Origin of the sequence: Corallococcus sp. EGB, from assembly GCF_019968905.1 — a bacterium.
Classification (GTDB): Bacteria; Myxococcota; Myxococcia; order Myxococcales; family Myxococcaceae; genus Corallococcus.
This window is the reverse complement of the sequence record NZ_CP079946.1, coordinates 1,221,205-1,242,164: the sequence shown is the minus strand read 5'-3', so window position 1 is coordinate 1,242,164 and position 20,960 is coordinate 1,221,205. Positions and strand designations below refer to the sequence as shown.

20 protein-coding genes are annotated in these 20,960 nt (G+C 69.3%); 11 read left to right on the top strand and 9 right to left on the bottom strand.

Translation table 11 applies throughout. The features are described 5' to 3' along the window. The first annotated feature begins 1 nt into the window (after window position 1). The 3 genes from KYK13_RS05105 (at window position 2) to KYK13_RS05095 (ending at window position 5,224) form a co-directional block, all read left to right on the top strand. Window positions 2-1,195 carry an efflux RND transporter periplasmic adaptor subunit gene (locus KYK13_RS05105; RefSeq protein WP_223642407.1) on the top strand — a complete coding sequence of 398 codons (1,194 nt, stop codon included), beginning with the start codon at window positions 2-4 and terminating at the stop codon, window positions 1,193-1,195. Between the two features lie 27 nt (window positions 1,196-1,222). After that, entirely contained in the window at window positions 1,223-4,357 is a 3,135-nt protein-coding gene (locus KYK13_RS05100; protein WP_223642406.1) for an efflux RND transporter permease subunit, read from the top strand. A gap of 69 nt (window positions 4,358-4,426) precedes the next feature. Continuing rightward, window positions 4,427-5,224 carry an alpha/beta fold hydrolase gene (locus KYK13_RS05095; RefSeq protein ID WP_223642405.1) on the top strand — a complete coding sequence of 266 codons (798 nt, stop codon included), beginning with the start codon at window positions 4,427-4,429 and terminating at the stop codon, window positions 5,222-5,224. On the opposite strand, the gene KYK13_RS05090 is transcribed toward KYK13_RS05095, so the two are convergent. Further along, window positions 5,221-6,222, bottom strand: coding sequence for an RluA family pseudouridine synthase (locus KYK13_RS05090; RefSeq protein WP_223642404.1), 1,002 nt, complete (start codon window positions 6,220-6,222; stop codon window positions 5,221-5,223). The genes KYK13_RS05095 and KYK13_RS05090 overlap by 4 nt on opposite strands. A gap of 108 nt (window positions 6,223-6,330) precedes the next feature. Continuing rightward, a complete protein-coding gene (gene wecB, locus KYK13_RS05085) occupies window positions 6,331-7,452 on the bottom strand; it encodes a non-hydrolyzing UDP-N-acetylglucosamine 2-epimerase (RefSeq protein WP_223642403.1) in 1,122 nt (373 codons plus the stop codon). A 104-nt stretch (window positions 7,453-7,556) separates the two neighbouring features. On the opposite strand from wecB, the gene kdsB reads away from it, so the two are divergent. Then, the gene (gene kdsB, locus KYK13_RS05080; RefSeq protein ID WP_223642402.1) at window positions 7,557-8,294 is read left to right on the top strand and encodes a 3-deoxy-manno-octulosonate cytidylyltransferase; all 738 of its coding nucleotides are present in this window, start codon (window positions 7,557-7,559) and stop codon (window positions 8,292-8,294) included. 6 nt (window positions 8,295-8,300) lie between these two features. Here the strand turns inward: kdsB and KYK13_RS05075 are convergent, their stop codons facing one another. Beyond that, a complete protein-coding gene (locus tag KYK13_RS05075; protein ID WP_223642401.1) occupies window positions 8,301-9,149 on the bottom strand; it encodes an aldo/keto reductase in 849 nt (282 codons plus the stop codon). A gap of 178 nt (window positions 9,150-9,327) precedes the next feature. Between KYK13_RS05075 and KYK13_RS05070 the strand changes: the two genes are divergently transcribed. From KYK13_RS05070 to KYK13_RS05045, 6 genes are all read left to right on the top strand, one after another. Further along, on the top strand, window positions 9,328-11,034 hold the full coding sequence (locus KYK13_RS05070; RefSeq protein WP_223642400.1) for an ABC transporter ATP-binding protein: 1,707 nt from the start codon (window positions 9,328-9,330) through the stop codon (window positions 11,032-11,034). Window positions 11,035-11,363: 329 nt separating this feature from the next. Continuing rightward, window positions 11,364-11,597 carry a hypothetical protein gene (locus KYK13_RS05065; protein ID WP_223642398.1) on the top strand — a complete coding sequence of 78 codons (234 nt, stop codon included), beginning with the start codon at window positions 11,364-11,366 and terminating at the stop codon, window positions 11,595-11,597. 87 nt (window positions 11,598-11,684) lie between these two features. After that, entirely contained in the window at window positions 11,685-13,325 is a 1,641-nt protein-coding gene (locus tag KYK13_RS05060) for a CTP synthase (protein ID WP_223642396.1), read from the top strand. Then, a complete protein-coding gene (gene kdsA / locus KYK13_RS05055) occupies window positions 13,322-14,158 on the top strand; it encodes a 3-deoxy-8-phosphooctulonate synthase (protein ID WP_223642394.1) in 837 nt (278 codons plus the stop codon). The genes KYK13_RS05060 and kdsA overlap by 4 nt, the downstream gene beginning before the upstream one ends. Window positions 14,159-14,181: 23 nt before the next feature. Further along, a complete protein-coding gene (locus KYK13_RS05050) occupies window positions 14,182-14,757 on the top strand; it encodes an HAD family hydrolase (protein WP_223642392.1) in 576 nt (191 codons plus the stop codon). A 44-nt stretch (window positions 14,758-14,801) separates the two neighbouring features. Next, window positions 14,802-15,431, top strand: coding sequence for a response regulator (locus tag KYK13_RS05045; RefSeq protein ID WP_043321054.1), 630 nt, complete (start codon window positions 14,802-14,804; stop codon window positions 15,429-15,431). Between the two features lie 123 nt (window positions 15,432-15,554). Here the strand turns inward: KYK13_RS05045 and KYK13_RS05040 are convergent, their stop codons facing one another. Together KYK13_RS05040 and KYK13_RS05035 are read right to left on the bottom strand one after the other, a co-directional pair. Further along, entirely contained in the window at window positions 15,555-16,004 is a 450-nt protein-coding gene (locus KYK13_RS05040; RefSeq protein WP_223642391.1) for an Hsp20/alpha crystallin family protein, read from the bottom strand. A gap of 234 nt (window positions 16,005-16,238) precedes the next feature. Continuing rightward, window positions 16,239-16,433 (bottom strand): CPXCG motif-containing cysteine-rich protein, encoded by a 195-nt coding sequence (locus KYK13_RS05035; RefSeq protein WP_223642390.1) that lies wholly within the window; start codon window positions 16,431-16,433, stop codon window positions 16,239-16,241. Between the two features lie 104 nt (window positions 16,434-16,537). Here KYK13_RS05035 and KYK13_RS05030 point away from each other — a divergent pair, with 104 nt between their 5' ends. Beyond that, window positions 16,538-17,395 (top strand): general secretion pathway protein GspE, encoded by an 858-nt coding sequence (locus tag KYK13_RS05030; RefSeq protein ID WP_223642389.1) that lies wholly within the window; start codon window positions 16,538-16,540, stop codon window positions 17,393-17,395. 40 nt (window positions 17,396-17,435) lie between these two features. On the opposite strand, the gene KYK13_RS05025 is transcribed toward KYK13_RS05030, so the two are convergent. From KYK13_RS05025 to KYK13_RS05010, 4 genes are all read right to left on the bottom strand, one after another. Further along, entirely contained in the window at window positions 17,436-17,972 is a 537-nt protein-coding gene (locus tag KYK13_RS05025) for a DUF3052 family protein (protein ID WP_223642388.1), read from the bottom strand. Window positions 17,973-18,067: 95 nt separating this feature from the next. Then, window positions 18,068-18,586 (bottom strand): SRPBCC family protein, encoded by a 519-nt coding sequence (locus KYK13_RS05020; protein WP_223642387.1) that lies wholly within the window; start codon window positions 18,584-18,586, stop codon window positions 18,068-18,070. A 73-nt stretch (window positions 18,587-18,659) separates the two neighbouring features. Further along, window positions 18,660-19,619 carry a sigma 54-interacting transcriptional regulator gene (locus tag KYK13_RS05015; protein WP_223642386.1) on the bottom strand — a complete coding sequence of 320 codons (960 nt, stop codon included), beginning with the start codon at window positions 19,617-19,619 and terminating at the stop codon, window positions 18,660-18,662. Window positions 19,620-19,780: 161 nt separating this feature from the next. Then, the gene (locus tag KYK13_RS05010; protein ID WP_223642384.1) at window positions 19,781-20,959 is read right to left on the bottom strand and encodes a multicopper oxidase family protein; all 1,179 of its coding nucleotides are present in this window, start codon (window positions 20,957-20,959) and stop codon (window positions 19,781-19,783) included. Between the last annotated feature and the right edge of the window lies 1 nt (window position 20,960).

The window sequence follows — 20,960 nt, the reverse complement described above, 5'->3', positions numbered from 1 at the left end:
CATGAACACGCCTGACACCTCCGCCGCCCCGACGACCCCCTCCACCTCTTCGCGCCGCACCCCGGTCTGGATGGCCTTCGCGGGAGCGGGCCTCCTGGGCACCGGCGTGCTGCTCTACGTGCTGGCCCCCACGGACTCCGTCGCGGAGAGCGAGACCGCCATCCGCGGCCCCACCGTGAACGGTGAGACGGTGCACCTGCCGGACGGCGCCCCCCAGTGGCACTACGTGCAGCTCGCCGTCGCCACGGAAGGCAACGCCCTCACGCCGCTCCCCTCCCCCGCGCGCGTGCAGTTCGACGAGGCGCGCACCGCGTCCGTGGGAGCCCCGCTCGCGGGCCGCGTGGAGGAGGTGCGCGTGCACCCCGGCGACCGCGTGAAGCAGGGCGATGATCTCTTCAGCGTGCGCTCCGGCGCCTTCGCGGAGCTGCTGCGCGAGCTGCGCGGCGCGGAGGCCGACGTCGCGGAGAAGCGCCGCACCGCGGAGCGCCTCAAGGAGCTGGTGGCCCTGAGCGCCGCGCCGGAGAAGGAGCTGCTCGCGGCGCAGACGGAGCTGCGCCAGGCCGAGCTCTCCCTGGAGGCCGCCAAGGCGAAGCAGGGCAGCCTCCGCGTGTCCTCGCAGGGGGAGAACCTCTTCTGGGTGAAGGCCCCGCGCTCCGGCACGGTGGTGGACCTGGACGTGGTGGCCAGCCAGGAGGTGACGCCGGACCGCGACAAGCCGCTCGTGCGGCTGTCGGACCTGGATCAGGTGATGGTCATCGCCGACCTCCAGGAGGCGGACGCGCTGGACATGTCCCCCGGCCAGGACGTCACCGTCACCACGCGGGACGGCATCGTCCGCGCCGGCAAGGTGGACCGCGTCTCCGAGGTGGTGGACCCGCTGCGCCGCACCGTGGAGGTGCGCGTGCGCGTCCCCAACAGCGACCGCCGCTTCCGCCCCAACGCCTTCGTGGAGGTGACGCCCACGGCGCCGGAGGGCATCAAGCGCGTGCGCGTCCCGGACAGCGCGGTGGTGACGAACGGCTCCCGCTCCGTGGTCTTCGTCGCCCGGGACTCGAACCGCCTGGAGCGCGTCCCCGTGACGCCGGGCCGCCGCCGCGACGGCGAGGTGGAGCTGCGCGCAGGCCTGTCCTCCGGTGACCGCTTCGTCGCCCGGGGCGCGCTGCTCCTGGAGAACCAGATCGAGTTGGCGGACTGAAGCCCCCCACCGCATCGAAAGACGCCCATGTTCGAAAAGCTCGTCGACTTCAGTCTGAAGAACCGCGCGGCGGTGGTGTTCCTCACGCTGCTGGCCGCCATCTGGGGCTACTTCTGCTTCCGCGACCTCACCGTGGAGGCCTTCCCGGACCCCACCGACACGCAGGTCAACGTCATCACCCTCTACCCGGGCCAGCCGTCGGAGGAGGTGGAGCGCCAGATTGGCCTCCCGATGGAGCGCGCGCTCAACGGCATCCCGGGCCTGACGCGCCTGCGCAACCTCTCCATGTTCGGCCTGTCGTTCGTGACGTTGAGCTTCAACGACAACACGGACGTGCTCTTCGCCCGCGCGCAGGTGCTGGAGCGCCTGCGGGACGCGGAGCTGCCGGAGGGCATCACGCCCTCCCTGGGCCCGCTGGCGACGCCCATCGGTGAAATCTACCGCTACACGCTGAAGGGCGCGAAGGGCGACCCCATGAAGCTGCGCACCCTCCAGGACTGGGTGGTGCGCCCCAGCCTCCTGCGCGTGGACGGCGTCGCGGACGTCGTCAGCTACGGCGGCCTGCTCAAGGAGATCCACATCCAGCCGGACCCCGCCCGGCTCGCGGCGTTCGGCCTCACGCTGGACACCCTGGAGGACGCGCTGAAGGAAGGCTCGGAGAACGCCAGCGGCGGCGTGCTGGAGCGCGGCTCCGAACAGTTCGTCATCCGCAGCGAGGGCCTCTTCCACACGCTGGACGACATCCGCGACGTGCGCGTGGCCACGCATGAAGGCACGCCCGTGTTCCTCAAGGACGTGGCGGACGTGAACGAGGGCTGGTCGCCCCGCCAGGGCGTGGTCAGCCGCGACGGCGACGGCGACGTGGTGCAGGGCATCGTGCTGATGCGCCGCGGAGAGAACCCGTCGACCGTGCTCGCCCGGGTGCGTGACGCGGTGGAGGCGGTGAACGGCCGCCTCCAGACGGACGACGCGCGCATCGACCCGTTCTACGACCGCACGGACCTGGTGAACACGACGCTGCGCACGGTGGGCCACAACCTGCTGGAGGGCGCGCTGCTCGTCACGCTGGTGCTCTTCATCTTCCTGTTGGACCTGCGGGCCGCCATCGTCGTGGGCGTCCTGATTCCCCTCTCGCTGCTCGCGTCGTTCATCTACCTGAAGATGCGCGGCATGTCGGCCAACCTGCTGTCCATGGGCGCGGTGGACTTCGGCGTCATCGTGGACGGCGGCGTGGTCATCATCGAGAGCATCCTGGCGCGCATGTCCGGCCACCAGTACGAGGGCGAGACGCCGATGGAGCGCATCCAGCGCGCGACGAAGGCGGTGGTGCGCCCCACGGTGTTCTCGCTGCTCATCATCATCGCGGCGTACCTGCCCATCTTCATGCTCCAGCGGGTGGAGGGCCGCATCTTCGCGCCCATGGCGAACACGGTGGTGGCGGCGCTGCTGGGCGCGCTCGTCTTCTCCGTCACGCTCATCCCGGTGCTGGCGTCGTTCGTCTACCGCAAGCCGGTGAAGCACAAGGAGTCGCCGGTGCTGCGCGCGGCGGACAAGGCCTACGGCCCCGTGCTGACCTGGAGCCTCAAGCACCCGGGCATCGTGGTGGCGCTGTGCACGGCGGGCCTGCTCTTCGCGGGGGCGCTCATCCCGCGCATGGGCAGCGAGTTCCTCCCGGCGCTCAACGAAGGCAGCCTCTATCTGACCTTCACCATGCCCTCGAACATCTCCCTGTCGGAGGGCCGCAAGATGGTGCCGCGCATCGAAAGCCTGCTGCGCCAGGCGCCGCAGGTGGACGGCGTGCTCAGCCAGCTGGGCCGCCCGGAGGACGGCACGGACGCGAAGCTCACCAACAACCTGGAGTTCTTCGTGAAGCTCAAGCCGCCCGCGCAGTGGCCCAAGAGCACGCCCAAGCTGGACGACGTGTTGGACGTCCTCCAGAAGTCCGTGTCCGAGGTGCCGGGCATGGAGGTGAGCTTCAGCCAGCCCATTGGCGACAACGTGAACGAGAGCATCAGCGGCCAGCAGGGCCAGCTCGCGGTGAAGCTCTTCGGCGACGACCTCCAGGTGCTCCAGGAGTACTCGCAGAAGGTGAAGCGCACGCTGTCGAAGGTGGACGGCGTCGCGGACCTGGGCATCGTGAAGAGCGGCGAGGTCCCCAGCATCCAGGTGACGCCGGACCGCAAGGCGCTGGCCCGCCACGGCATGTCGCTGGGCGACTTCCAGCACGTCTTCCAGACGGCGGTGGGCGGCCGGCCGCTCAGCGAGTTCTGGGAGGGCGAGCGCCGCTTCGACGTGGTGATGCGCCTGCCCATGTCCAGCCGCGACGACGTGGAGAAGATCTCCCGCCTGCGCGTGCCCGTGGAGGGCGGCGTGCTGGTGCCGCTGAGCGAGCTGGCCCAGGTGAAGACGGGCTTCGGCCGCGCGTCCATCAACCGCGAGAACGGCCGGCGCTACATCGGCGTGCGCATGAACGTGCGCGGCCGGGACCTGGGCTCCTTCGTGAAGGACGCGCAGGCGCTGGTGGAGAAGGAAGCCCCGCCCCCCGCCGGGACGAGCGTCGAGTGGGGCGGCGAGTTCGAAAGCAAGGAGCGCGCGATGGACCGGCTCCTCACGGTGCTGCCGGTGGCGCTGGTGCTCACGCTGCTGCTGCTCTTCAAGGCGTTCAACTCGTTTGGCCGCGCGGTGGTGACGCTGCTCAACGTGCCCTTCGCGCTGATGGGCGGCGTGTTCGGCCTGTACTGGGCGGGCATGCCGCTGAGCGTGGCGGCGGCGGTGGGCTTCATCGCGCTCATCGGCCAGGCGGCGCTCAACGGCGTGCTGGTGATGAGCGCCATCGCGGAGCGCCGGGAGGCGGGCGAGTCGCTGGATGACGCCATCCTCCACGGCAGCCGGGAACGCCTGCGTCCGGTGCTGATGACCGCGGCGCTGGCGGCGCTGGGCCTGGTGCCGGCGTGCTTGAGCAACGGCATCGGCTCGGAGATGCAGAAGCCGCTGGCCATCGTCATCGTGTCCGGAACGATCTCCGCGTGCGCGCTGACGCTGGTGCTGCTGCCGGTCCTCTTCCGCATCTTCGCCCGCTTCACGGAGCAGGTCGTGGACCGGATGCCTCCGCAGCTGCTGCGCGTGGTGCCCGGAGCCAAGAGCCTCCGCAAGGCGGGCTGAAGCGGGGCCTGCCCCGGCTGCGCGAAATGGCGCTTCCCTTGCGGAGCCGGGGCAGGCAGGAACAGGCGCATGACGCCCTGGATGAGTGGAGTCTGCGAAGCGAACGGCATCAACCTCCACTACCTCCGGACCGGAGGCGCCCGCCCTCCCGTCATGCTGCTCCATGGGTTGATCGGGAGCGGCGCCTGCTGGACTCCCGTGGCGCGCGGGCTCGAAGGTGAGTTCGACGTCATCATGCCCGACGCCAGAGGGCACGGCGGTTCGAGCACGCCGCCCCACGGCTACCGGTACGACGATCACGCCCGCGACGTCGAGGGCCTCATCCGCGGCCTGGGGCTCTCGCGTCCGGTCCTGATGGGCCACTCGATGGGCGGCATGACCGCCGCGGTGGTGGCGAGCCGACGGACCGCGGGCCTCCGCGGCCTCGTCCTGGTCGACCCGACGTTCTTGAGCCCCGAGCGCCAACGCGAGGTGCACGACAGCAACGTCGCCGGGCAACACCGCCAGCTCCTCGGAATGAGCAAGTCGGACCTCGTGGCCCAGGCCCTGGCCCGGCAGCCGCATCGCCAGCCTGAGCTCATCGAGCTTCTTGCCGAGGCGAGACTGAAAACCCGCCTAGAGGCCTTCGACGTCCTCACGCCGCCCAACCCCGACCCTCGCGACGTGGTGGGCGCGATTGACGTCCCGACCCTGCTCGTCATCGGAGATAGCAGCCCCGTCGTCACGCTGGAGATGGCAACGGAGCTGCGGAGCCTCAACCCACGCGTGCGAATCACCCAGGTCCGGGACGCCGGCCACGGCCTCCCGTATGACCAGCCCGAGCGCCTGGCCGAAGGGGTCGCGTCGTTCTTGCGTGAGCTGGCCTAGCGGCTCGCCGCCGAAGCCTTCCCGGCGATGAAGTCCTTCAAGTCATCGGGGAGCGGCGACGTGAAGGTGACGGCCTCCCCGGTGCCCGGATGCGGGAACGTGATGCGCTCCGCGTGGAGCGCATGCCGGGGCAACCGCAGCCGGGCCCACGCCTCCGGCTCCAGCGTGTGCTTGCTGAAGCGGTCGAAGTAACCCGGGTCCGGCCCGTACATCTTGTCCCCCACCAGCGGGAAGCCCGCCTCGCGCAGGTGGACGCGGATCTGATGCTGCCGCCCCGTCTCCGGAAAGCAGCGCAGCAGCGCGAACGGCGCGCCGTCATGCGTGAAGCGCTCGAGCACCTGGAAGCGGGTGCGGCTGGGCTTGCCCGCCACCGCGTCGATGCGCACCGCGATGCGGATCAGGTCCGTCCCCTCCGCGATGGGCGCATCCACCACGAAGGTGTCCTCGGGAGGCTGCCCCTCGCACAGCGCCAAGTACTCCTTGTGCACGTCGCGCGACAGGAACAGCCCGCCCAGCACGCGACAGGACTCGGTGGTGCGGCCGCACACCACCAGCCCGCTCGTCTCGCGGTCCAGCCGGTGCGCGGGCTCCGCGAAGCGCTCCCCGAACCGCTCGCGCAGCAGCGTCACCAGCGTGCCCTTGTGGTAGCGCGCGGTGGGGTGGATGGGCAGCCCCGCCGGCTTGTCCAACACCAGCAGCCAGTCATCGGAGAAGACGACGGGCAGCTCCGTGGGCGTCACCGGCTCCTGGCTCGCGGGGCGGCGGATCCGGAAGGTGAGCCCCGGGTACACGGGCGTGGAGGGCTTGAGCCGGTACTCGTCGCACAGCACGCCGCGCAGGATGATGCCACGCACGCGCTCCAGGTCCATGCGGCGGATCTTCTCGCAGAGGTAGCGGTCCAGCCGCCACCCCGCGTAGTTCGGCTCCACGACGAACGGGATGTCGACGTAGCCGTCGGGCAGGTCCGGAGCAGGAGCGGAGGCGGCGTCTTCACGCATGGCGGACCCGACGCTCTACCACGCTTCGGAACGAAGGAGGCCGCCCGGCCCCCGCGCACGAAGACGCGAGCACCCGGCGGCCTGACTGCTCCACGCGACCCGTCCGGCTCACCCGAAGGCGCGCTTCGACTCCACGCCCAGGAAGCGCGCGTACAGGTCCGCGATGCGCTCGCCCGTGCGGCCGTCCCACAGCTCCGGCACGCGGCCCTTCTTGAAGTTCCCGGCGAGCACGCGGTTCGCGGCCTCGCGGATGCGCGCGGGGTCGGTGCCCACCACCTCGTTGGAGCCTACCTCCACGGTGATGGGGCGCTCGGTCTGCTCGCGCATGGTGAGGCACGGCACGTTCAGCGCCGTGGTCTCCTCCTGCAGACCGCCCGAGTCCGTCATCACCAGCTTCGCCTGCGACGTCACGGACAGGAACTCCAGGTAGCCCATGGGGTCCACCAGCTTGAGCCCCGGCGTCTTCTCCAACTGGGCGCCCAGCCCCTGCTCGGCGATCATCTTCCGGGTGCGCGGGTGCACCGGGAACACGACGGGCAGCTCCTTCGCCACGTCCATCAGCACGCCCAGGAGGCCCGACAGCAGCTTCGGGTTGTCCACGTTGGACGGACGGTGCAGCGTCGCCACCACGTAGCCCCTGGGCGTCAGGCCCAGCTGCTTCAGCGTGGGCAGCTGGTCGGCCTTCTCCTTGGACGACAGGAGCGAGTCGATCATCACGTTGCCCACCAGGTGGATGTACTTCGGGTCGATGCCCTCCTTCAAAAGGTTCGCGTCCGCGTCGCGCGACGGCGTGAGCAGCAGGTCTGAGAGCCGGTCGGTGACGACGCGGTTGATCTCCTCCGGCTGGTGCCGCTCGAAGCTGCGCAGGCCCGCCTCCACGTGGGACAGCGGAATGGCCAGCTTGGACGTGACGAGCGCCGCGGCGATGGTGCTGTTCACGTCGCCCACCACGGAGACCAGGTCCGGCTTCTCCTGGAGGAAGACCTTCTCCATCTCCACCATCATCCTCGCCGTCTGCTCGGCGTGGCCCCCGGAGCCGATGCCCAGGTGGATGTCCGGTGGAGGCAAGCCCAGGTCCGCGAAGAAGACGTCGCTCATCTTCGCGTCGTAGTGCTGGCCGGTGTGGAGGACGAGCTGCCGCAGGGACGTACGCGCGCAGATGGCCCGGTGAATGGGTGCCACCTTCATGAAATTGGGACGCGCGCCAACAATGTGGATGACCTTCTTCATGTCGCCCGGAAGCTAGGCATGGCGCGATTTCCCGCCAGTGGTGGGAGCAGGGCAGACCCGCCCCGGGCGCGGCGGGACGTCCTGAATCTGATAGATGCCGCCCCATGCCCGCCTCCCGCACCGTGGCCGTCATCCCCGCCCGCCATGCCAGCACCCGCTTCCCTGGCAAGCCGCTCGCCCTCATCGCCGGCCGCCCCATGGTCGAACACGTCTGGCGCCGCTGCCAGGAGGCCCGCGCCTTCGACGAGGTGTGGGTGGCCACGGATGACGCGCGGATCCGCGACGTCGTGGAGGGCTTCGGCGGCAAGGCGGTGATGACCAGCCCCGCCTGCCCCACCGGCACGGACCGCATCGCGGAGGTCGCCCGCGCCCGCCCGGACGTGGGGGTGTGGGTGAACGTGCAGGGGGATGAGCCGCTCGTGGACCCCGCCGCGCTCAAGGTGCTCGCGGACCTCTTCCAGGACGCGTCCGTCCACATGGGGACACTGGTGCGCCCCCTGGACCCGGAGGAGGTGGAGAACCCCCATGTGGTGAAGGCCGTGCTCGCCCTCAACGGCGACGCGCTCTACTTCAGCCGCGCCGCGGTGCCGCACGCGCGCGACGCCGGCGCCCCCGTGCGCCGCTGGGCCCACCTGGGCCTCTACGGCTACCGGCGCGACACGCTGCTCCAGCTCGCCTCGCTCAGCCCCACCCCGCTGGAGGAGGCGGAGAAGCTGGAGCAGCTGCGCGCCCTGGAGCACGGCCTGCGGATCCGCTGCGCGAGCGTGTCCTGGCGCACCGTGGCGGTGGACGTGCCGGAGGACGTGGCCCGCGTGGAGGCCGTGCTGCGCCAGCGCGGCTGACCGCGCTCAAATCACCGGCAGCTCGTCCGGCGCGTCGCCCCTGGGGAAGGCCGCGTCGATGCGCTGGAGCTCCTCCTTCGTGAGCTTCAGCGAGGCCGCGCCCGCGTTGTCGCGCACGTGCGCCACGTCGCTCGCCTTCGGGATGGCGAACACCGCCGGCCGGCGCACGAGGAACTGGAGCGCCACCTGGAAGGGCGTCACGCCATGCGCCTTCGCGATGGACGCCAGCACCCTGCCGCCCGCGCTGGTCGGTGACGGGAACCGGCCGTTGCCGAACGGACTGTAGGCCACCACCGCGACGCCCTGTGACTCGCACCACGGGAGGACCTCGTGCTCGATGGCGCGCTCCTCCAGGTGGTACAGCACCTGGTTGCACGCGATGCGCCCCCTGCCCGCGAGGGCCAGCACCTCCTCCAGGTCCTCCACCCCGAAGTTGCTCACGCCCCAGGAGCGGATCTTCCCCGCCTCCACCAGCTCCTCGAAGGCCGCCACCGTGCCCTCCAGCGGGTGCGAACCGGGCCAGTGCAACAGGTAGCAATCCAACCGGTCCGTGCCGAGCCGCTTCAGGCTGCGCTCACAGGCGGCCACCGTGCCCTTCCGCGTCGCGTTGGAGGGCATCACCTTGGACACGAGGAACACCTCGTCGCGCCGGCCCTCGATGGCCTTCGCCACCAGCTCCTCCTCCACCCGCCCGTGCCCGTAGAGCTCCGCGGTGTCCAGGTGGGTGAGCCCCAGGTCCAGCCCGGCGCGCAGGGCCTGGATGACGGCCTTCGCGTCGTCGTCCTCCATCTGCCAGGTGCCCTGTCCGATGACGGGCACCGCCACCCCGGTGTTGCCAAAGACGCGCTTCTCCATGGCCCCTCCTCGCGTGGAACGGCCCTGGAATAGCACCCAGGCCTCCCGCCTGCATCCCGGCCCTGCGGACGCCGTCCGGGCTGCACGTCCCCCGACAGTCCGGTACGCTCCGCCGGTGCCTCCCTCCGTCACCGCTCCAACACCTCCACGCCCCTCCAGGGTCACCCTGCGCCGCCTGATGGCGCTCGCCCGCCCCGAGCTGGGCACGCTGCTGGTCGCCACCCTCTTCCTGTTCATCAGCAGCGCCGCGAGCCTGGTCTACCCCCAGGGCGTCCGCATCCTCATCGACGAGGCCCTCAACGCGAAGAACCGCGCCCTCATCGACAAGGCCGCGCTCGTCATGCTGGCCGTGTTCCTGGTCCAGGGCGTGGCCACCGCCCTGCGCTTCTATCTGTTCGCCAACGCCGGCGAGCGCGTGGTCATGCGCCTGCGCCATGACTTCTTCCGGAGCCTGATGAACCAGGAGGTGGCCTTCTTCGACACGCACCGCACCGGAGAGCTCACCAGCCGGCTCGCCTCCGACACCACCGTGCTCCAGAACACGGTGAGCGTGAACATCTCCCAGGGGCTGCGCAACGCCGTGCAGGCCCTGGGCGGCATCGTGCTGCTCTTCTACACCTCGGCGTCGCTCACCTTCCTGATGCTCGCCATCGTCCCGCTCGTCGCCGTGGGCGGCATGGTCTACGGCCGGCGCGTGCGCGGGCTGTCGCGCAACGTGCAGGACGCGCTCGCCAAGGCCAGCGAGGTCGCCGAGGAGAGCCTGTCCGGCATGCGCACCGTGCGCTCCTTCGCCGCGGAGGCGTCGGAGGTCGCGCGCTACGGAAACACCGTGCGCAACGCCTACGAGGTCGCCCGCCACCGCGCGCGTCAGTCCGCCGCCTTCATGGGAGGCGCCTCCAGCGCGGGCTACATCGCCGCGGTGGTGGTGTTCTGGTACGGCGGCCGGCTGGTGGTGAACGGCGAGCTCTCCGTGGGCGCGCTCACCTCGTTCCTCATCTACACGATGCTCGTGGCCGTCTCCCTGGGCTCCCTGGCGGACCTCTGGGCGGACTTCATGCGCGCCTCCGGCGCCGCCGAGCGCGTCTTCGAGCTGATGGACCGCGCGCCCGCCATCCCCGTCAACGAGGGCGAGCGCCCCGCCACCGTCGAAGGCAGCGTGGAGCTGCGCGGCGTGCACTTCGCCTACCCCACCCGCCCGGACGTGCCGGTGCTCCAGGGCATCGACCTCACCGTCAACGCCGGCGAGGTCGTCGCCGTGGTGGGCTCCTCCGGCGCCGGCAAGTCCACCCTCGCCGCGCTCCTCTCCCGTTTCTATGATCCGCTCCAGGGCCAGCTGCTCCTGGACGGCCGCCCCCTGAAGTCCCTGGACCCCAGCTGGCTCAGGCGCCACGTGGGCATGGTCGCCCAGGAGCCCCTGCTCTTCTCCTGCTCCATCGCGGACAACATCCGCTACGGCCGCCCGGACGCCACCGACGCGGAGATCGAAGCCGCCGCCCGGGCCGCCAACGCGCACGACTTCATCCAGCGCTTCCCGGACGGCTACCGCACGGAGGTGGGCGAGCGCGGCGTGCAGCTGTCCGGCGGCCAGAAGCAGCGCGTGGCCATCGCGCGGGCCGTGCTCAAGGATCCGCGCATCCTCATCCTGGACGAGGCCACCTCCGCCCTGGATTCAGAGAGCGAGCACCTGGTGAAGGACGCCCTGGACCGGCTGATGCAGGGCCGCACCACGCTCATCATCGCCCACCGCCTGTCCACCGTGGCCAACGCCCAGCGCGTGCTGGTGATGGAGCACGGCCGCGTGGTGCAGAGCGGCACCCACGCCACCCTCATGACGCAGGACGGCCTGTACCGCCGCCTCGTGGAGCGCCAGGTCGTCGCCGCCTGAACGCTCGTTCCCTGGCCGAGCCCGCCCACCCCTCGGGTTCCATGGCGCGAAATGAAGACGCGCATTATCTCTGCTGCCGCAAGAAAGGAGGTGATGCCTTGAACGACAGCATGATCAAGGCGTCTGCCTCCGTCGCGGTGGCCTGCTAGCGCAGGTTGGCCCGGCGGAAAGCCGACGCTCGCGGTAACGAGTCGCCCCCGCCCTTGCCGGCGGGGGCGACTTTTTTCGTCCCCCACCCCACCGGGAATGTCCTGTCCACCCACCGGTTCGTGGCCGCCGGGGGGAAGCACCATCCACGACCGTCGGGGTCGCCTGCCGGAGATACTCCCGTGTCCATCACGCCGTGCCCCATCCCACTGCCTTCCGCCCTCCGTGACGAAGAGATGGTGGACGACCAGCGCAATCTTTTTTGTCCCAACTACGACGCCTGCCTGCACCAGGTCGTGAAGAAAGGCTGGGAAGGCTGGAGTTGCCGGGGATGTGCCCTGCGCCAGTTCCGCGTGGGCCAGCCCACCGCCCAGCAGTTCGCCGTCGCCCGGCCCGGGGGTTGGGACGCACAGTGAAGGACGGACCTCGTGGGTTGAGGCCAGCCGGCCGTCCGTGCGTCAGAGAATATTTGACGCCTCCTGGCCCTCTTGGCAGGAAGGGACATGCGCTCCAAGAAAACCAAGTTCATCTTCGTGACGGGCGGCGTGGTCAGCTCGCTGGGGAAGGGACTGGCCTCCGCATCCATTGGCGCCCTCCTCGAGAACCGCGGGCTGGACATCACGCTCATCAAGCTGGATCCGTACATCAACGTGGATCCGGGCACGATGAGCCCCTTCCAGCACGGCGAGGTCTTCGTCACCGAGGACGGTGGCGAGACCGACATGGACCTGGGCCACTACGAGCGGTTCACCCACGCGAGGATGAGCCGCCTCAACAACTTCACCTCCGGCCGCATCTACAACGCGGTCATCACCAAGGAACGCCGCGGCGAGTACCTGGGCAAGACCGTCCAGGTGATTCCGCACATCACGGATGAGATCAAGGCCAGCATCCGCCAGGCCTCCCAGGACGTGGACGTCGTCATCGTGGAGGTCGGCGGGACGGTGGGCGACATCGAGTCGCTGCCCTTCCTCGAGGCCATCCGCCAGATGCGCTACGACGTGGGCAGCCAGAACGCCGTCTACATCCACCTGACGCTGCTGCCGTACATCGGCGCCGCGGGTGAGGTGAAGACCAAGCCCACGCAGCACTCGGTGATGAAGCTGCGCGAGATTGGCATCCAGCCGGACTTCCTCCTGTGCCGCACCGACCGGGAGATCTCGCGCGAGCTGAAGGACAAGATCGCCATGTTCTGCAACGTGGACAACGGCAACGTGTTCACGTCCCCGGACGTGCGCAGCATCTACGAGCTGCCCCTGGAGCTGCACCGCCAGGGCCTGGATGAGCGGCTCGCGGAGGTGCTCAACATCTGGAGCCGCGCGCCCCACCTGGAGAAGTGGGAGACCATCACCCGGAAGATCTACGAGCCCGCGCGCGGCGAGGTCACCGTCGCCATCGTGGGCAAGTACGTGAACCTCACGGAGAGCTACAAGAGCCTCAACGAGTCCCTGCTCCACGGCGGCATCGCCAACGACGTGCGCGTGAAGCTGCGCTTCGTGGACAGCCAGGACGTGGAGGCGCAGGGGCCGGAGAAGACGCTCGCGGGCGTGGACGCGGTGCTCGTGCCCGGCGGCTTCGGCGTGCGCGGCACGGAGGGGAAGATCGCCGCGGTCCGCTACGCGCGTGAGAACAAGCTCCCCTTCTTCGGCATCTGCCTGGGCCTCCAGATGGCCGTGGTGGAGTTCAGCCGCACCGTGCTGGGCCTCAAGGGCGCCAACAGCCTGGAGTTCGACGAGCACACCGCCCACCCGGTGGTGACGCTCATGGAGAGCCAGGTGAAGGTGCAGGACAAGGGAGGCACCATGCGCCTGGGCAGCTACGCGTGCGCCCTCAAGCCCGGCACCGTCGCGCACAGGCTCTACGGCCAGGACTCCATCCAGGAGCGCCACCGCCACCGCTACGAGGTCAACAACGCCTACCGCGGCCGCCTCCAGGAGGCCGGGCTCGTCATCTCCGGCCACAACCCGGAGCTGAACCTGGTGGAGATGATCGAACTGACGGACCACCCGTACTTCGTCGGCTGCCAGTTCCACCCCGAGTTCAAGAGCAAGCCCTTCGCCCCCCACCCCCTCTTCTCCGGCTTCATCGGCGCGGCGCTCGCCCAGCGGGACGCCACCCGGAGCCAGGGCCCGGTGCGTTCATGAGCAACACCCCCTCCATCGAGCTGTGCGGCCACAAGGTCGGCCCCGGCCAGCGCCTCTTCGTCATCGCCGGCCCGGACAGCATCGAGTCCGAGGAGATGGCCCTGCGCCACGCCCACCTCCTCAAGGGCATCACCACCCGGCTGGGCGTCCCGTATGCCTTCAAATGTTCCTATGACAAGGCCAACCGGACCAGCGGCAAGTCCTTCCGTGGGCCGGGTTTGAAGGAAGGTCTGAGAATCCTGGACCGCGTGCGACGGGAGGTGGGAGTGCCCGTTCTCACGGACGTCCACGAAACCAGCCACGTCGGGCCTGCCGCTGAAGTCGTGGATATCATCCAGATACCGGCGTTCCTGTGCCGGCAGACGGACCTCGTGGAGGCGGTGGCCCGCTCGGGCAAGGGGGTGAACTTGAAGAAGGGACAGTTCGTGGCCCCCAAGGACATCGTCCACTCGGCGCGCAAGGCCGTGGAGGCGGGCAACCCCAACGTGCTCGTCACCGAGCGGGGCTCCTCCTTCGGCTACAACAACCTCGTCGTGGACATGCGCGGCTTCGCCCAGATGCGCGAGGCCGGCCTCGTGGTCTGCATGGACGCGACCCACGCGGTCCAGCTCCCCTCCTCCAGCGACGGAAAGACGGGCGGTGAGCGGAAGTTCGTCTCGCTGCTCGCCCGCAGCGCCGCCGCCGCCGGGATTGACGCTTTATTCACAGAAGTCCACGAAGACCCCGATCGTGCCCTGTGTGACGGTCCGTGCTCGCTCAATCCACAGATGTTCGAGGACGTGGTACGAGATGTGCTCAGCATCCGCCGCGCGCTGGGTCACGAAGCCAGTTGATGGACGCGAAAGGTGGGGAGGCCATGCAGACGGAAGCGCCTTCCAAGCCGGGCAAGGAAGAGCTGACGTCCCGTGCGTCGCGCGTGCGGCTGCTCGTGTTCGACGTGGATGGCGTCCTCACCGACGGCGCCCTGTACTACGGCGACAACGGCGAGGTGATGAAGCGCTTCAACGTGAAGGACGGCCATGCGCTCGTCATGGCCCGGCTGGTGGGCCTGCCCGCCGCCATCCTCACCGCGCGCTCGTCCCGCATCGTGGAGGCCCGAGGCCGAGAATTGGGCCTCGCCGCCATCTTCCAGGGCCGCAAGGAGAAGGGTCCCGCACTCCTTGAATTGCTTGATCAGCTCCAAATACCCGCGAACCAGTGCGCGTACATGGGAGACGACCTCAATGACCTGGACCCCCTGTCGCTCTCAGGGCTTTCCGCCTGTCCCGCGGATGCCGTTCCAGAGGTGCGCCAGGAAGCGGACTTCGTTACCCAGAACGTGGGCGGTCACGGAGCCGCCCGGGAGCTCGTGGAGCTGTGCCTCCGTGCCAGTGGTCGTTGGGAAGACGCCGTCGGACTGATGAGAACCACAGGGAAACGCAGCACTTCGTAGGGTGGGTTGATCAAACCCCGCATTCAAGGTAGGTGTTTATTTCCATGGCTAGTGGAACGATGCAGTCCGAGGGGAGTACGGCGATGACGGACCAGCTCTACACGACGCACGACATCAGTCGGTTGCTTCAGGTGGACCCGTCGACGGTGAGCAAGTGGATTGACCGCGGCATCCTGATGGCCTTCCGGACTCCGGGTGGCCACCGCCGGGTGCGTTCGACGGACCTGCGCACCTTCCTGGTCACCCACCAGATGCCCGTGCCCGAGGAGCTGGGCAGCAGCACGGTGCGCCTGCTGGTCGTGGACGACGAGCGCCCGGTGCTGGACGCCATCAAGCGCGCGTTCAAGCCGCACGCGAACCAGGTGGAGCTCCAGACGACCACGAGCGGCGTGGAGGCGCTGCTGCTGGTGTCGGAGCAGAAGCCGCACGGGATGATCATCGACCTCAACATGCCGGACATCGACGGCATCGAGGTCTGCAAGCGCATCCGCGCGCGCAAGCAGATGGAGGGCGTGCGCCTCATCACCATGACGAGCAATCACACGCCCGACGTCGTGGAGCAGTCCAAGCAGGCCGGCGCGGTGGCGTGCCTGGCCAAGCCGCTGGACGTCACGCAGGTGATGGAGCTGTTCCGGGTGCCGCTGGCGCTCAACACCAGCGCTGCTCGCAAGTAAGGGGACGGGGGCTTCCGCCGGCCACCGCGGAAGCCCTCGGGTCGCAGGGCTGCTTGCGGGAGTCGCCGCGCCTCGCCGCAGCGAGGGCAGCGGCCTCCCTGATGGGGTGTTGATGCATGGGCATCAACCCTGGACCTTCACCTCGACGACGCGGGGCTTGGTCTCCTCGCGGCGCGGCAGGGTGAGGGTGAGCACGCCATTGTCGTAGCGGGCCTCCACGCGGGCCGCGTCCACCGTCTCCGGCAGGCGGAACTGGCGTGCGTACACGCCCGAGGCGCGCTCCTGGCGGCGCAGGGTGCTGCCCTCCGGCAGCGTCTCCTCCTTGCGCTCGGAGCGAACGGTCAGCACGCCGTCTTCCACCTTCACCTGGATGGCCTTGGCGTCATGGCCCGGCAGGTCCACGCGCAGCGTGATGCCGGACTCGGCCTCCACGATGTCCGCCGCGGGCGTGACGGTGCGCTCGGCGTCGTTGCGGACGCCCGGCGAGGCCAGCTCGCGGAAGAGGAAGTCGAAGTCGCGCAGCAGCGGGTGGGTGATGGCGGCGTTGTTGAAGGGATGGCGAGCGTTCAGCATGGTCTTCTCCTGTTCGTGACGCCCCTGGGGACGCACGTTGTGCGGGTTCACGGTCGTTGTTGAAGCGGGCGGCCGGGACCTCGTTTCCGAGGGCGCCCGGCAGCGCCTCACAAGACTCAAGAGAACCATGCTTCGGGACGTGTCAAGCAACGCCCCCGCGCGGCCTGGAGCCTTCGTAAAGCGGCTCCGGGCCCGCCTGCCTGCCCTCCTGCCAGCGGGCCACGGTCCGGCCGCTCAGTCGTCGTCGCGGCCGAGCGTGACGAGGGCGCCGTCCTCGTCCCGGGTGACGCGCACCTGCCAGGGCCGGCAGCAGACGGGGCAGTCCTCCACGTAGGACTCGGAGGAGGCGCCCAGCGAGTCCACGTCGACTTCGACCTCTTCACCGCAATAGGGGCACAGCTGGGTGGCGGCGTCCGCGAACGGCTGCATGGTCCAGGCCTCCTTGCCCTCGAGGCATGGTCCCCACGCCTTCCAGGCATGTTCAGTGACGTGGACTGAGCGTCCGCGCCATCAGACGCTAGAATCCCCACCCCATGGCTCCCCCTTCCCGGAATCGCATCGCGGACATCCTCGTCAAGGCGCGCGTCATCGACGAGTTGCAGCTACGCAGCGCGCTCGCGTCGTTGGACCAGTGGGGCGGACGCGTGTCCCGCGTCGTCGCGGACCTGGGGCTGGCGTCCGAGGAGACCATCACCCAGGCCATCTGCCAGGGCCTGGGAATGCCGCGCGTGCAGCTGGGCAACCTGACCAAGGACCCGGCCGCGCTCGCGCGCGTGGACGTGGGCCTGGCGGAGCAGAAGGGCATCTTCCCCGTGCAGCTGAAGGACAACGGGAAGACGCTGGTCCTGGCGATGTCCGACCCCACGGACCTGGCCACGCTGGACCAGGTCGCGGCGCGCAGCCGCGCCCGTGTGGTCCCCATGGTGGCGGGCGACCGAGAAATCGAGCACGCCATCCTGCGCCACTACCGGGGCCAGGAGCCGGTGGAGAAGAAGCGCTTCAAGCCCGACACGGCGAAGCAGCAGGACGCGGGCGAGCTCCCCGAGGAGGAGGAGTTCAAGGTCGTGGACATGAGCGGCAAGACGGTCGTCAAGCGCATCAGCGACATCGTCGACCCGAACGCCGCCCCGCCTCCCGCCGCCGCCCCGGCTCCCGCCGCGCGCGCCGCCCCCGCGCCCGCCGCCGCGAGCTCCAGCGCCGCGGACATCCTGGATGAAATCCTCGCGGGCGGCACGCCCACCAGCGAGTGGACGGAGGAGGACCTGGCCCGCCTGCAGACGGTGCAGCAGAACCAGGAGAAGAGCTCGAAAATCCTCCGCGCCCTGCTGGAGCTCGTCTTCGAGAAGGGCCAGGTGCAGCAGCGCGAGCTGGCCGCGCGCATGCGCCTCTGAAGGCCTGACGGCCGCCTTCAGCCACCCCCGCCCGCGGCGCCTACCGCTGGGCCACGGGGATGACGAGCTTCTCCGCCGTGTACGTCTCGGAGAACTTCGCCACCTTCACCACGGTGAGCCCGCTGGCCTTGGCGGCGCGGAGGACCTCCCCGTCGGACAACCGGGACGCCTTGCCCTTGGGCCGGATGATCCAGATGGCTCCGTCGCGCTTGATGCCCTGCTGAAGCGCCGTCAGCCGCTCCAGGTCCTCCGCGGTCTCCACCGCGAAGAAGAGCAGGTCGCTGTCCTTGAGCACCCGGTTGGACGGGGCAGCCCCCAGCTTCGCCGTCAACTCCTCCCGGAAGGCCGCGTCCTTCACCCCCAGCGTGCAGACCTTCTGCCCGGCCTTGACCCCCAGTTTGTCCAGGAGGCTCCGGGGATTGAGCAGCTTGTGGGCCCACTTCTCCGCCAGCTCCTGCCCCAGCTCGAGACTCGCCACGCCCTCGGCCGTGGTCACCTTCAACGCCCCCGCGACCACGTGCACCTTGAGCACGCTCTTCACGGGGATGTTGAAACGCACGTCGCCCCTGAAGCTCAACCCCTCGCTCTCAAGGTAGGCCCGTCCCTCACCGGACTGCCCCTGGAAGGAAGCTTCGCACCTCGCCTCGGACCCCATCTGGACCTCCCACCGCATCAAGCGGGCTGCACGGCCTCACCAAACCTGCGGCCCAGCTCCTTCAGGTACGAATCCATGTTGCGGTGATGCCCCATCACGAAGCGTGACACGAAGCGGAAGACGGGGTTGGACACCGAACCATTCTCCGTGATGGACACGCGACAGCCCTCCCCTTCGGGGGCCACCGTCCACGTCCACGTCCCTCCGAAGGGCAGGTCGGGGTCCGCGATGCGCGTCACCAGCATCGCGCCCGGCGGAGGGGTCACCTGCAGCACCTCGGAGGGCAGCGCGCCGTTCGAGTCCTCCACCAGATAGACCGTCCGGCCCTCCCTGTCCGCCAGCCGCTCCACGCGCTTGAGATTCTTGTTCCAGGAGGGCCACTCCGCGATGTCCGCGACCACCGGCCACACCTCACCCGGCCGCTGCTTCAGGACGATGCTCCGCGTAGCGACATGTTCGCGAGGCAAGGCCATTCCAACGACAGCCACGATGCCAATCAGGCCCACCAGCGAGCCCAGCACGCCAGCAATCCACATGACAGTCCTCTTGTTCACGAAAGGCAGGAATAGACCAACCCAACCTGCAACGTCAATCCAGACAGGGAGCACCTCACCGGGCATCTCCGCCATGGATGCCATGCTTTCGCATCAGCTCGAAGAAGGCCCGCCTGGCTTTTCCGCTGGCCCGGGCCGCCTGGGAGATATTGCCGCGGTGCCGCCGTAGCGCCTCGGTGATGTAGCGCCGCTCGAAATGGTCAATCAGGTCACGTTTGGCGCGCTGGAAGCTCAAATCCAGACGGATTCCAGGCAGTTCGTCCTGCGGGCCGGACTCCGGGTCCAACAGGTCCACGTCGCCGGGCTCCACGGGCCTGTCCAGCTGGAGCGCCGTGAGGTAGCGGACCACATTCTCCAGTTCGCGTGCGTTTCCGGGCCAGGAATACTCATGGAACCACTTCATCGTGCGCGGCGAATACTCGACGGCGGAGAGCCGGTAGGCCCGTGCGTAGTGTTCGGTGAAAGCCCTCAGCAGGGGAAGAATGTCGGCAGGCCGCTCCCGCAGGGGCGGAACCCTGACGGGCACCACCCGGAGCCGGAAGTACAGGTCCGAGCGAAAGGCCCCCTTGCGGACGGCCTCCAGCAGGTCCCCGTTGGTCGCCGCGACGATGCGCACGTCCGCGCGCCGCATCCGGCTCTCCCCCAGCCTGCGGTACTCACGCTCCTGGATGAAGCGCAGCAATTTCACCTGACTCGCCAGGGCCAGCGAATCCACCTCATCCAGGAAGAGCGTTCCGGCCTCCGCGCTCGCCACCAATCCCTCGCTGGTGGGCCGCGCGCCGGTGAAGGCCCCTGACACATGTCCGAACAGCTCGTTCTCCAGCAACTCCGAAGGCAGGGCCCCGCAGTTGATCGCGACGAACAAGCCGCGCTGGTGGCTGCGCTCGTGCAGGTAGCGCGCATACCGCTCCTTGCCCACTCCCGTTGGCCCGGTGATCAACACCTCCGTCTGGGTGGGGGCGACCTTCGCCAACTGCTCGAGCACCCGCAGGTGCTCCGGACTGCGACCAACCATTTCCATGAGGCTCTTCGATTCGGCGTTGCCCGAGCTCTCCGGCACCCGCGCCGGGCGTCATTGCCAGAGCGTTTCTCCCCAGCCATTCCCGTGCCGGGTTGATACGAGGAACTTCCCGCCGCGACCTGGAGCCGCGCCAGGAGCGCCTCCCCCGCGGCCGCTCACGGCGCGGGAGCGCGCTCCACGTCCACCTTCAAGGCCTTCACGGCGGACAGCCGCCACGCCTCGCGCAGGCTCCGGATCCCGGGTCCAACCGGTCCCTCCCCCTGGCGCGGGAAGCGCTCGGGACCCACCCGGAAGTGCGCCATCATCCCGCCCGGATAGCGCCCCGCGTTCGTCACGTGCGGGGAGGCGTGACAATGCAGCGGCCAGTCCCCCGGGTTGTTCGCCACGAAGACGATGTCCACCCGCTCCCCAGGCCCCACCGTCACCGTGTCCATCAGCGCGGGGTCGGTCAATGGCTGTCCATCCTTGTGCGTGACCAGGAACTCATGGCCGTGCAGGTGCATGGAGTGGGACAGGGCCCCGGCATTGATGAAGCGCACCCGCACGACATCCCCCACCCGCACCTGGAACGACTCCGTCTCGGGATAGGAACGGCCATTGAGCGTGAAGATGTCGTAGTGGCCCATGTCCCTCGGCTGCCCCGGGACGCCCAGGTCCGCGAAGTCCCGGTTCCACTCGTCGAGGAGCAGCACCAGGTCCTGGTCCACTGGCGGCTCCGCCGTGCGGGGCAGGATGATGAGCGCCCCGCTCATCCCCCGGTCCAGGTGCTCGTTGGTGTTGACGTGGCAGTGATACCAATGCGTGCCAGCGGGCCGCGCGATGTATTCGTACGTATAGCTCTGCCCCGGAGGCACCGGGTTCGCCCAGGGGGGCAGCTCCGGCTCCTGGTGCGAGTGGCCCGGCGGATGCGGATGCGGGGCACCATCCATCCGGTGCGGCACCCACAGTCCGTGGGAGTGCAGGGAATGGGGGTTGGAGGTCTCGTTCACCAGGCGGATCCGAACCCGGTCTCCCTCCCGTGCCACCAGCGTGGGCCCGGGGATGCTCCCGTTGAAGGCCCAGACCTTGTACGGGGTCCCGTCCACCAGCCGCAGCTTGCGCTCGCTCACCACCAGCTCGTATTCCCAGACGGGCTGACCGTTCTCCAGCTTGGGCTTGAGCTTCGTCCGCAGCAGGTCCAGCCGGGCGGACGGGGGCGGGAGGGTCTCCTCCAGGGACTCTTCCAGCACCGGAGGATTGCTGGGAGGAGGCTGGGCGGACGCAGGGGCCCGGCCCCCCAGCGCCCAGAACGTGGTGCACACCAGCAGCACGGCCTTGACGAAGTGGGAGCGCATC

What these genes read in the sequence shown, in the direction of transcription:
- KYK13_RS05070 (WP_223642400.1), top strand. Translation starts at nt 9,328, where the DNA reads ATGGCGCTCGCCCGCCCCGAGCTGGGCACGCTGCTGGTCGCCACCCTC.
- KYK13_RS05075 (WP_223642401.1), bottom strand. Translation starts at nt 9,149, where the DNA reads ATGGAGAAGCGCGTCTTTGGCAACACCGGGGTGGCGGTGCCCGTCATC.
- KYK13_RS05015 (WP_223642386.1), bottom strand. Translation starts at nt 19,619, where the DNA reads ATGGTTGGTCGCAGTCCGGAGCACCTGCGGGTGCTCGAGCAGTTGGCG.
- KYK13_RS05010 (WP_223642384.1), bottom strand. Translation starts at nt 20,959, where the DNA reads ATGCGCTCCCACTTCGTCAAGGCCGTGCTGCTGGTGTGCACCACGTTC.
- KYK13_RS05045 (WP_043321054.1), top strand. Translation starts at nt 14,802, where the DNA reads ATGGCTAGTGGAACGATGCAGTCCGAGGGGAGTACGGCGATGACGGAC.
- KYK13_RS05020 (WP_223642387.1), bottom strand. Translation starts at nt 18,586, where the DNA reads ATGTGGATTGCTGGCGTGCTGGGCTCGCTGGTGGGCCTGATTGGCATC.
- KYK13_RS05060 (WP_223642396.1), top strand. Translation starts at nt 11,685, where the DNA reads ATGCGCTCCAAGAAAACCAAGTTCATCTTCGTGACGGGCGGCGTGGTC.
- KYK13_RS05100 (WP_223642406.1), top strand. Translation starts at nt 1,223, where the DNA reads ATGTTCGAAAAGCTCGTCGACTTCAGTCTGAAGAACCGCGCGGCGGTG.
- KYK13_RS05035 (WP_223642390.1), bottom strand. Translation starts at nt 16,433, where the DNA reads ATGCAGCCGTTCGCGGACGCCGCCACCCAGCTGTGCCCCTATTGCGGT.
- KYK13_RS05090 (WP_223642404.1), bottom strand. Translation starts at nt 6,222, where the DNA reads ATGCGTGAAGACGCCGCCTCCGCTCCTGCTCCGGACCTGCCCGACGGC.
- KYK13_RS05105 (WP_223642407.1), top strand. Translation starts at nt 2, where the DNA reads ATGAACACGCCTGACACCTCCGCCGCCCCGACGACCCCCTCCACCTCT.
- KYK13_RS05040 (WP_223642391.1), bottom strand. Translation starts at nt 16,004, where the DNA reads ATGCTGAACGCTCGCCATCCCTTCAACAACGCCGCCATCACCCACCCG.
- KYK13_RS05030 (WP_223642389.1), top strand. Translation starts at nt 16,538, where the DNA reads ATGGCTCCCCCTTCCCGGAATCGCATCGCGGACATCCTCGTCAAGGCG.
- KYK13_RS05095 (WP_223642405.1), top strand. Translation starts at nt 4,427, where the DNA reads ATGACGCCCTGGATGAGTGGAGTCTGCGAAGCGAACGGCATCAACCTC.
- wecB (WP_223642403.1), bottom strand. Translation starts at nt 7,452, where the DNA reads ATGAAGAAGGTCATCCACATTGTTGGCGCGCGTCCCAATTTCATGAAG.
- KYK13_RS05050 (WP_223642392.1), top strand. Translation starts at nt 14,182, where the DNA reads ATGCAGACGGAAGCGCCTTCCAAGCCGGGCAAGGAAGAGCTGACGTCC.
- kdsA (WP_223642394.1), top strand. Translation starts at nt 13,322, where the DNA reads ATGAGCAACACCCCCTCCATCGAGCTGTGCGGCCACAAGGTCGGCCCC.
- kdsB (WP_223642402.1), top strand. Translation starts at nt 7,557, where the DNA reads ATGCCCGCCTCCCGCACCGTGGCCGTCATCCCCGCCCGCCATGCCAGC.